Origin of the sequence: Caballeronia sordidicola, from assembly GCF_002220365.1 — a bacterium.
Classification (GTDB): Bacteria; Pseudomonadota; Gammaproteobacteria; order Burkholderiales; family Burkholderiaceae; genus Caballeronia; species Caballeronia sordidicola_C.
On the sequence record NZ_MTHB01000139.1, the window covers coordinates 20550 to 28306 of the forward strand.

The following is a 7757-nucleotide window of genomic DNA, read 5'->3' on the forward strand; positions in this document are numbered from 1 at the left end:
CCCACACGTTCACACTCTGCTTATGCGTCCTTCAAGCGCTTGTAAACGTTGATGAAAATGGAGTTATCCACAGAAATCGTGCGTCCTTGTTAACTACTACTACGTATATATAAACAAAACTTGTAAACCTTAAAACAAGCGTCATCGGCAGCGCCCAAAGTGGAAAAACGGCGTTATCTCAGACGAAACGACGAAGTGATTCCGTTCCTTCAAAGGTAGATTTTTCCTCATGCCGGCATGCTAAAACCCATTGTTACCGCTTGGTTCCAACTGCGGCAGCGAGAGAGCGGGGGCTGCCGGGAGCTATGGCACAATCGCCGTTCTTTCGTTTTGGCCGCCTTGCCGGCTTATCGCTTCAAACCCGGCTCTACGCGAGCAACGTGGATCGAAAAAACCGCTGAAACCCTTGCCGTGACAGCAACTGACCAACTGGTCGGGCAGCGAATCGGCTGTCAATGAGCCCACGGGGCTTGACGGAGCCTGAAGAATCAACGGGCAACGAGCCTTTCCGGCAACGCGCACCATTGCCGCGCGCTACCTGCCCATTCACTGACTATCCGCACTAGCTGCGAAGGAGAAGTCCTCACGATGAAGTCGGCCTTTTCATTCTTACCGGTTTGGCCACTCGTACCCGACGCCATCTTTTGGGCCGGCCTTGCACTGGTCGCCGCGGGCCTCTGCGGTGAGCTGCTCTGGCGCGCCTGGCGTTTGCCGCGCATCACGGGCTACGCTGTCATTGGCCTGATCGCGGGCAACGCAGGTTTTGGTGTGATCGATGTCAGTTCGGCAGGGATCTCGCGACCCTTGCTCGACGTCGCGCTCGGCCTGCTCCTGTTCGAACTTGGCAGCCGGCTCGACTTGCGCTGGATTCGCCGCAATCCTTATCTGATCTTGTCGAGTATTGCTGAAAGCACGCTCACATTCGGATTCGTACTGATCGCGTTGACGCTGTGCAAAGTGCCGACCATGCCGTCTGTTGTGATTGCCGCAATAGCCATGGCAACGTCGCCGGCGATGGTGATTCAACTGCGTACAGAACTACGCGCGGAAGGCCAGGTCACACAACGATTGCTCACGCTGACCGCGCTCAACAGCATGTACGCGGTGATCGTGGAAAAACTCGCGGCCGGCGTGTTGCATCAGGAGATCTACGGCAACACGCTCGCGACCATCGTCCAGCCGCTTTATCTGCTGCTCGGTTCGCTCGTGCTGGCGCTGCTCCTCGCGCTGGCCTGCAATCTGCTGTACCGGCGACTGAATACCAACGACGAACATTCGTTCGTCGCGCTATTCGGTCTAGTGTTGCTCGCCATTGCGATCGCGCATGTGTTCAAGCTGTCGACCATTCTTGCGTTGCTGGCGGCTGGCATCATCGTGAAGAATTCGAACGAGCGGCCGCAACTCTGGCCGACACATTTCGGCACGGCGGGCTGGTTGCTGACGGTGATTTTGTTCGCGCTGACGCTGACGTCGTTCGAATGGCGCGATATCGCGCTCGGCGGTCTGGCTGCGCTGGCGCTGATCGTGGCGCGTTTCATCGGCAAGCTGGCCGGCGTGCTGATCTTCGCAAAACCGAGCGGCCTCAACTGGAAACAGGGCGCGGCACTCGGAGTGGCGTTGACGCCGATGTCGGCGCTCGCTTACCTGCTCGTCGACGACATGTACGTGCTGTATCCCGACTACGATCCGACGCTGCGGGCAATCGTGATGTGTTCGATCGTCGTGCTGCAAATTGTTACGCCGTTCCTCGTGTATCGCAGTTTGTCGGCAGTCGGCGAACGGCGCGAGTAGCTTCCAAGTAAGGTTTGAGAAGCGGTTTTCCTGTCTTTTTCTCGTTTTTATCGGGTCGCCGGGCGTGGCATTGAACTTGTCATTGAGCGCTTGAGCGTATTACTCGGCCTATTCAGTTTATCCGGCGCGCCGTGCCGGTAAGATGTCGGCCGGCGCCCGAGGCTTTGTCAATCAAGAGGCACCATGTCACTCGAACCTTTCATCAACTCGGAGCCGTTCACCTTCGGCGTTGAACTCGAGATCCAGGTCGTCAACACGCACGACTACGACCTGACCAAGGCCGCCTCCGATCTCATGCGGCTCGTCAAGGACGAAAAGATCCCTGGCAGCATCACGCCGGAGATCACCGAAAGCATGATCGAGTTGTCCACCGGCATTTGTACGACGCACGAACAGGCCGTAACGGACCTCCGTGCCATCCGTGAAACCTTGGTGGCCGCTGCTGACCACCTCAACGTCGGGCTGTGTGGCGGTGGCACGCACGCCTTCCAGCAGTGGAGCGACCGCCAGATCTTCGATACCCCGCGCTTCCAGTACCTTTCCGAGCTCTACGGTTACCTCGCGAAGCAGTTCACGGTATTCGGCCAGCACGTGCACATTGGCTGCCCGGATCCGGACAGCGCGTTGTTCCTGCTGCATTCCATGTCGCGCTTCATTCCGCACTTCATCGCGTTGTCAGCTTCGTCGCCGTATGTACAGGGTGTCGATACCGGTTTTCATTCCGCTCGCCTCAATTCTGTTTTCGCATTTCCGCTGTCCGGGCGCGCGCCGTTCACGCTCACGTGGGACAGCTTCGAGGAATATTTCTCGAAGATGGTCAGCACCGGCGTGGTCAACAGCATGAAAGATTTCTACTGGGACATCCGGCCGAAACCTGGTTTCGGCACGATCGAAGTCCGGGTGATGGACACGCCGCTGTCGGTCGATCGCGCAGCGGCCATTGCCTGCTACATCCAGACGCTCGCGCGTTACCTGCTGCTCGACAAACCCCTGACGCTGAAAGAGGACGACTATCTCGTCTACACGTTCAACCGGTTCGAGGCTTGCCGCTTCGGCCTGGAGGGCAGTTGCATCGATCCACAGACAGGCGAGCGTCGCACGATTGCCGAAGACATCCTCGCAACGCTTGACGTGATCGCGCCTCACGCCGACGCGCTTGGTTCGAACGAAGCGCTGCGCCAGGTCGGCGATATCGCCCGCAGCAACATGAACGACGCAACCTGGTTGCGCGGTGTTTTCGATCGCGAGCGGTCACTGCACGAAGCCGTGCGCCAGCAATGTCTGCAGTGGCGGGAATGACCAGAACGGCGTCGAACCCAGCGGTTTGACCGCCTCCCGGAAAAAAACAAACCTGCTTCCGAGCGGGTTTTTTTTCGTTATTTTTTTCAGGTCGATGCCGATAACCCGCCTCTAAGGTTTACTGTCATGAGTTCGTATACATACGTAATAGTAGTTAACAAGCATCGTGCAATTCTGTGGACAACCGATAAAATCTCCACAAACTCAACAGTTTGGAGTGCGCACAACTACGGTGTGGCGCCTTGTATCGAGCGGGGTTGCGAGGGATAACAATTTGGCAGATTTGCGCGCCGGGGGGTTATCAAGAATCGGCACACATCGAATAATGTGGTTATCCACTGCGTTATCCACACTGTTTCTGAATAACTAAGGTGTACGTTTGGTTCCAGTCGCTTAGAATGTCGGTTTTACCGGCAGGGGGAAGCACGGCCGGTGAAACAAAAGAAGCGCTGGATGGTCTAGAGCAGGCGCCACCAAGAAACATAGATGTCCTTATCCGGACGATGGGCTAGCTGCATCGGTCCGATCGCCCGAATTTTGAGACGGTAGTTGATACGAAAGGATTCGCCGGACGGATACGCCGGCGATTGAGCCAGCAGCGACTTGGGTAAAACGAGCGGGGTCAGACGTTTTACCGGTTTCAAGCTGTTGCCGAACCATCAGATAAGCATCAAGAAAGACGAAGCGAACGACTATGAGCGAAGGCGTATATGGAGAGCAGGCCACAGGGCGGGTGACCCACGGCTTGCTGCGGTTGAGCACGGCGATGCGTAGCCAGGCATGGGAATGGGCTGAGGGTGCTGGCTTGACGCCGACCCAGGGCGAAATTCTCGTGCTGCTGATGCAGCGGCGCGGTCCAATGCGGCTTGGCGAGATCGCACGGGAAACGGCGTTGACCGCCGCGACCACGAGCGATGCCGTCAGCACGCTGGAAGGCAAGGGTCTGGTCGAAAAGCGCCGCGCGCTGGACGACGGGCGCGCGCTGGCTGTGCGCCTGACCGCACGCGGAAAGACGGCAGCCAAGAAGGCGCTGGTATGGCCGGAGTTCTTGTCGAAGGCAGTCGGCACGTTGAAAGCCGATGAGCAGTCGCAGTTGTACCGTAGCCTGCTCAAGACCATTCGACAGCTGGAAGTGGTACAGCAGATTCCGCCGCATCGCATGTGCCTGAGCTGCACGCACCTCGAAGCGAGCAAGAACCCGAAGAAGACGCCGCATCACTGCGCGTTGCTGAACATCGACATGGCCGATACCGGCCTGCGTCTCGATTGTTCGGTATACGAAGAAGGCGATCTCGCCAAGCAGAAGAAGAACTGGAAGATCTTCGCGCAGGTCGCGTAAGCGCCGCTGCCTGAAGCTTCACGTTCGCCGTCCGTGCTTCGCGCTCCAGAGCGCGAAGCACGCCGGTGCCGGTTAGACTTGTCGGTAGACTATTGGAGCCGCGCGCCCGTTGGCGGTGCGCTGGCTGCTCGACCGTGCCTCTCCTTTGTGTGCGCCGCCTGATGCCGCGCGCGCCGACCTCAGCTTGCCGGCTTTCCTGGGTGACCGCCGATGAAACGTGAAGTCCTGGCGATACGCCACGTCTATTTCGAAGATCTCGGCAGCCTGGAACTGGTGCTGGGCGATCGTGGCCAACTGGTACGTTATCTCGACGTGGGCCGCGCTCGCATCGACGCTCCCGATCCGCTCGATACCTCGTTGATGGTTGTCCTCGGCGGCCCGATCGGCGCCTATGACGACGCGCTCTTTCCCCATCTGAATCCGTTGCTCGCCATGCTGGAAAAGCGCATTGCGGCGGGGTTGCCGACTATCGGCATCTGCCTGGGTGCCCAGTTGATTGCCCGTGCGCTGGGTGCGAAGGTTTATCCGGCGGCGCAAAAAGAACTCGGCTGGAAGGCGCTGACGCTGACCGAGGCGGGACGGGCTTGCGCTTTGCGGCATTTCGAAGCGGATGGTCAGCCGACGCCGGTTCTCCATTGGCATGGAGACACCTTCGATCTTCCCGATGGCGCCACGCGGCTTGCATCCACGGATCTTTGCGAGAATCAGGCTTTCAGCTGGGGCGAGCACGTCCTGGGCTTGCAATGCCATCCGGAAGTCCTGGTCGATCGTTTTGAAAGCTGGCTGGTTGCGTATCCGGGTGAAGTGGCGGAAAGCGGGACAACCGTGACCGCCTTGCGTGCCGATACCGTCCGCCACGGCCCGGCGCTCGAACGCGCCGCGCGCAAGATGTTTGGCGAATGGCTGGACCGTTTTGAACCGGCCAAATAACGGTTTAGACGAACTGAAGGTAACGGGCCACGAATCCGGAAGTAGAGAAGTAGACCGCGAAGGCGCCGGCACGGTGGGTCAAGCGATCGGGTCTGCTGTCAGCAGGGAAAAAACCGAAGTGCTATTCTAAAACGCCCTTTTTTCTTCTTCCGGAAACCTCCCATGAGCGCCCTGTTTTCGCCCTTCACGCTGCGAGGCGTGACGCTACCGAATCGCATCGTGGTCTCGCCGATGTGCCAATACTCGGCCGTTCGCGGCGAAGCCACCGCCTGGCACATGATCCACCTCGGGCACCTCGCGCTCTCGGGGGCCGGCATGCTCTGCCTCGAAGCAACCTCAGTCGAACCCGACGGCCGCATCACGCCCGGCGACCTCGGCCTCTGGGACGACGCGACTGAAGCCGCGCTCAAGCCGGTTATCGACGCTATTCGAAAATACTCGCACATTGCCGTCACGATGCAGATCAGCCACGCCGGCCGCAAAGCGTCGAGCGCAGCGCCCTGGGAAGGCGGTCAGTTGATCGCCGTTTCGGAAGGCGGCTGGATGCCCTCGGCGCCGTCGGCGATCCCGCATAAAGAAGGCGAAACGCCGCCGCTAGCCCTCGATGCCGCCGGCCTGATCCGCATACGCGAAGCCTTCGTGGCGACGGCGAAGCGCGCCGCGCGATTAGGTGTGGATGCACTTGAAGTGCACGCGGCCCACGGTTACCTGCTGCATCAGTTCCTCTCACCACTTGCCAACCAGCGCACCGATGAATACGGCGGCTCGCTAGAAAACCGCATGCGTTTTCCGCTGGAAGTCTTCGACGCCGTACGCGCCGCTTTTCCCGCCGATAAACCCGTCGGCCTGCGTGTGTCGGCATCGGATTGGGTGGAAGGCGGCTGGGATCTCGAGCAGACCATCGTGTTCGTGAAGGAGTTGCAGAAACACAAGGTGGATTGGATCGATGTGTCGTCGGGTGGCGTTTCGCCGCTGCAAAAAATTCCGCTGTCGCCGGGTTATCAACTGCCGTTCGCGAAAGCCATCAAGGAAGCTACGGGCGTGAATACCATGGGCGTGGGTCTGATCACCGACCCGCAGCACGCCGAAGAAATTATTGAGTCGGGCGAGGCAGATCTCGTCGCATTGGCGCGCGCGCTGCTCTACAATCCGCGCTGGCCGTGGCACGCGGCTGCGCAACTGGGTGCGACCGTCGAGGCGCCGCCGCAATACTGGCGCTCGCAGCCGCGCGAACAAAAAGCGTTGTTCGGCGATATCTCGTTCGGTCAGCGCTGAAACTCGCGGCTTGAATTTATGGAGCGGTTGAACTCGTGCGCGCCTAACGTGTACGATGCCGTTGTTCGCCTGCATGGTTTCAACCTGACCCGGGCAGCGAAGGACAGTGAATTGCCGCACATGAAGCAACTGAAGCAACCCATGCAATGAAAGACAGCAACGCGGCGGCGCCTCGCATTCAGGCCGCCGCGTTTTTTTAATCCACGTTCCGGTTCGTCACCGTTCGCGTGAAACCGGGACGAGGCGAAGTTCAAGCGTCTGCTAAGCCAAACCGATTCGTTTTAAAGGATTCATTCGATGAGTTCACGGAGGGTCGCCGTCCGCCGTTCGGGCATACACGGCAAGGGCGTGTTCGCCGCGATGCCGCTCGCCAAAGGCGAGCGGATAATCGAGTACAAAGGCGAACGCATTTCGTGGAAAGAGGCATTGCGCCGTCATCCGCACAACCCGGACGAGCCGAACCATACGTTCTATTTCGCGCTCGAAAACGGCAAGGTGATTGACGGCAAGGTCGACGGCAACAGCGCACGCTACATCAACCATTCGTGCGCGCCGAATTGCGAAGCCGAAGAGAAGGAAGGGCGCGTGTTCATCCACGCGCTGCGTGCGATCAAGGAAGATGAAGAGCTGTACTACGACTACGGTCTCGTCATCGACGGTCGCATCACGAAGAAGCTGAAGAAGGAATACGAGTGCCGCTGCGGCGCGAAGAAGTGCCGCGGCACCATGCTGGCGTTGAAGAAGAAAAAGTAGGGCTTTCGTAGAGAGTGTCAGCAAGAAAAAACGCCACGGCAGGTTTCCTCCGTGGCGTTTTTCATACCGTCTTCAAAGGCATCCGCACGATGAAACGCGCGCCGCCTTCGGGCGCTGGAGCGTCTTCGTAATGCACGCTGCCGTTGTGCAGGACCATGATGTCGTGGACGATCGCGAGACCCAGTCCGGCGCCACCCTCCACGCCATGGCCATCGCCGCGGAAAAAGCGCTTGAATAGATCCGGCTGCTGTTCCAGCGGCACACCCGGACCGTTGTCTTCCACCACGATTTCGCCCATCCTCCGGCCGGTTTCATCGACGGTCTGCGTCACTGTCACGGTCACGCGCGCGCCTTCGGCGCGCGAGGTGGG

7 protein-coding genes are annotated in these 7757 nt (G+C 59.2%); 6 read left to right on the forward strand and 1 reads right to left on the reverse strand.

The window, feature by feature from the left end:
* Positions 1 to 588 precede the first annotated feature (588 nt).
* From BSU04_RS22145 to BSU04_RS22170, 6 genes are all read left to right on the forward strand, one after another.
* A complete protein-coding gene (locus tag BSU04_RS22145; protein ID WP_089162620.1) occupies positions 589 to 1791 on the forward strand; it encodes a cation:proton antiporter in 1203 nt (400 codons plus the stop codon).
* Between the two features lie 183 nt (positions 1792 to 1974).
* Positions 1975 to 3090: a YbdK family carboxylate-amine ligase gene (locus BSU04_RS22150; protein WP_089162621.1), complete on the forward strand. Its 1116-nt coding sequence runs from the start codon at positions 1975 to 1977 to the stop codon at positions 3088 to 3090.
* Between the two features lie 694 nt (positions 3091 to 3784).
* Positions 3785 to 4429 (forward strand): MarR family winged helix-turn-helix transcriptional regulator, encoded by a 645-nt coding sequence (locus BSU04_RS22155; RefSeq protein WP_089162622.1) that lies wholly within the window; start codon positions 3785 to 3787, stop codon positions 4427 to 4429.
* Positions 4430 to 4639: 210 nt separating this feature from the next.
* On the forward strand, positions 4640 to 5359 hold the full coding sequence (locus tag BSU04_RS22160; RefSeq protein ID WP_089162623.1) for a glutamine amidotransferase: 720 nt from the start codon (positions 4640 to 4642) through the stop codon (positions 5357 to 5359).
* Between the two features lie 162 nt (positions 5360 to 5521).
* Positions 5522 to 6634: an NADH:flavin oxidoreductase/NADH oxidase gene (locus tag BSU04_RS22165; protein WP_089162624.1), complete on the forward strand. Its 1113-nt coding sequence runs from the start codon at positions 5522 to 5524 to the stop codon at positions 6632 to 6634.
* A 297-nt stretch (positions 6635 to 6931) separates the two neighbouring features.
* Entirely contained in the window at positions 6932 to 7387 is a 456-nt protein-coding gene (locus BSU04_RS22170; RefSeq protein WP_089162625.1) for an SET domain-containing protein, read from the forward strand.
* 61 nt (positions 7388 to 7448) lie between these two features.
* On the opposite strand, the gene BSU04_RS22175 is transcribed toward BSU04_RS22170, so the two are convergent.
* Positions 7449 to 7757, reverse strand: a 309-nt coding sequence (locus BSU04_RS22175) for a sensor histidine kinase (protein ID WP_144021309.1), incomplete at its 5' end; no start/stop codon positions are given.

Coding starts and splice junctions, on each gene's coding strand:
- BSU04_RS22145 (WP_089162620.1), top strand. CDS start 589: ATGAAGTCGGCCTTTTCATTCTTACCGGTTTGGCCACTCGTACCCGAC.
- BSU04_RS22150 (WP_089162621.1), top strand. CDS start 1,975: ATGTCACTCGAACCTTTCATCAACTCGGAGCCGTTCACCTTCGGCGTT.
- BSU04_RS22155 (WP_089162622.1), top strand. CDS start 3,785: ATGAGCGAAGGCGTATATGGAGAGCAGGCCACAGGGCGGGTGACCCAC.
- BSU04_RS22160 (WP_089162623.1), top strand. CDS start 4,640: ATGAAACGTGAAGTCCTGGCGATACGCCACGTCTATTTCGAAGATCTC.
- BSU04_RS22165 (WP_089162624.1), top strand. CDS start 5,522: ATGAGCGCCCTGTTTTCGCCCTTCACGCTGCGAGGCGTGACGCTACCG.
- BSU04_RS22170 (WP_089162625.1), top strand. CDS start 6,932: ATGAGTTCACGGAGGGTCGCCGTCCGCCGTTCGGGCATACACGGCAAG.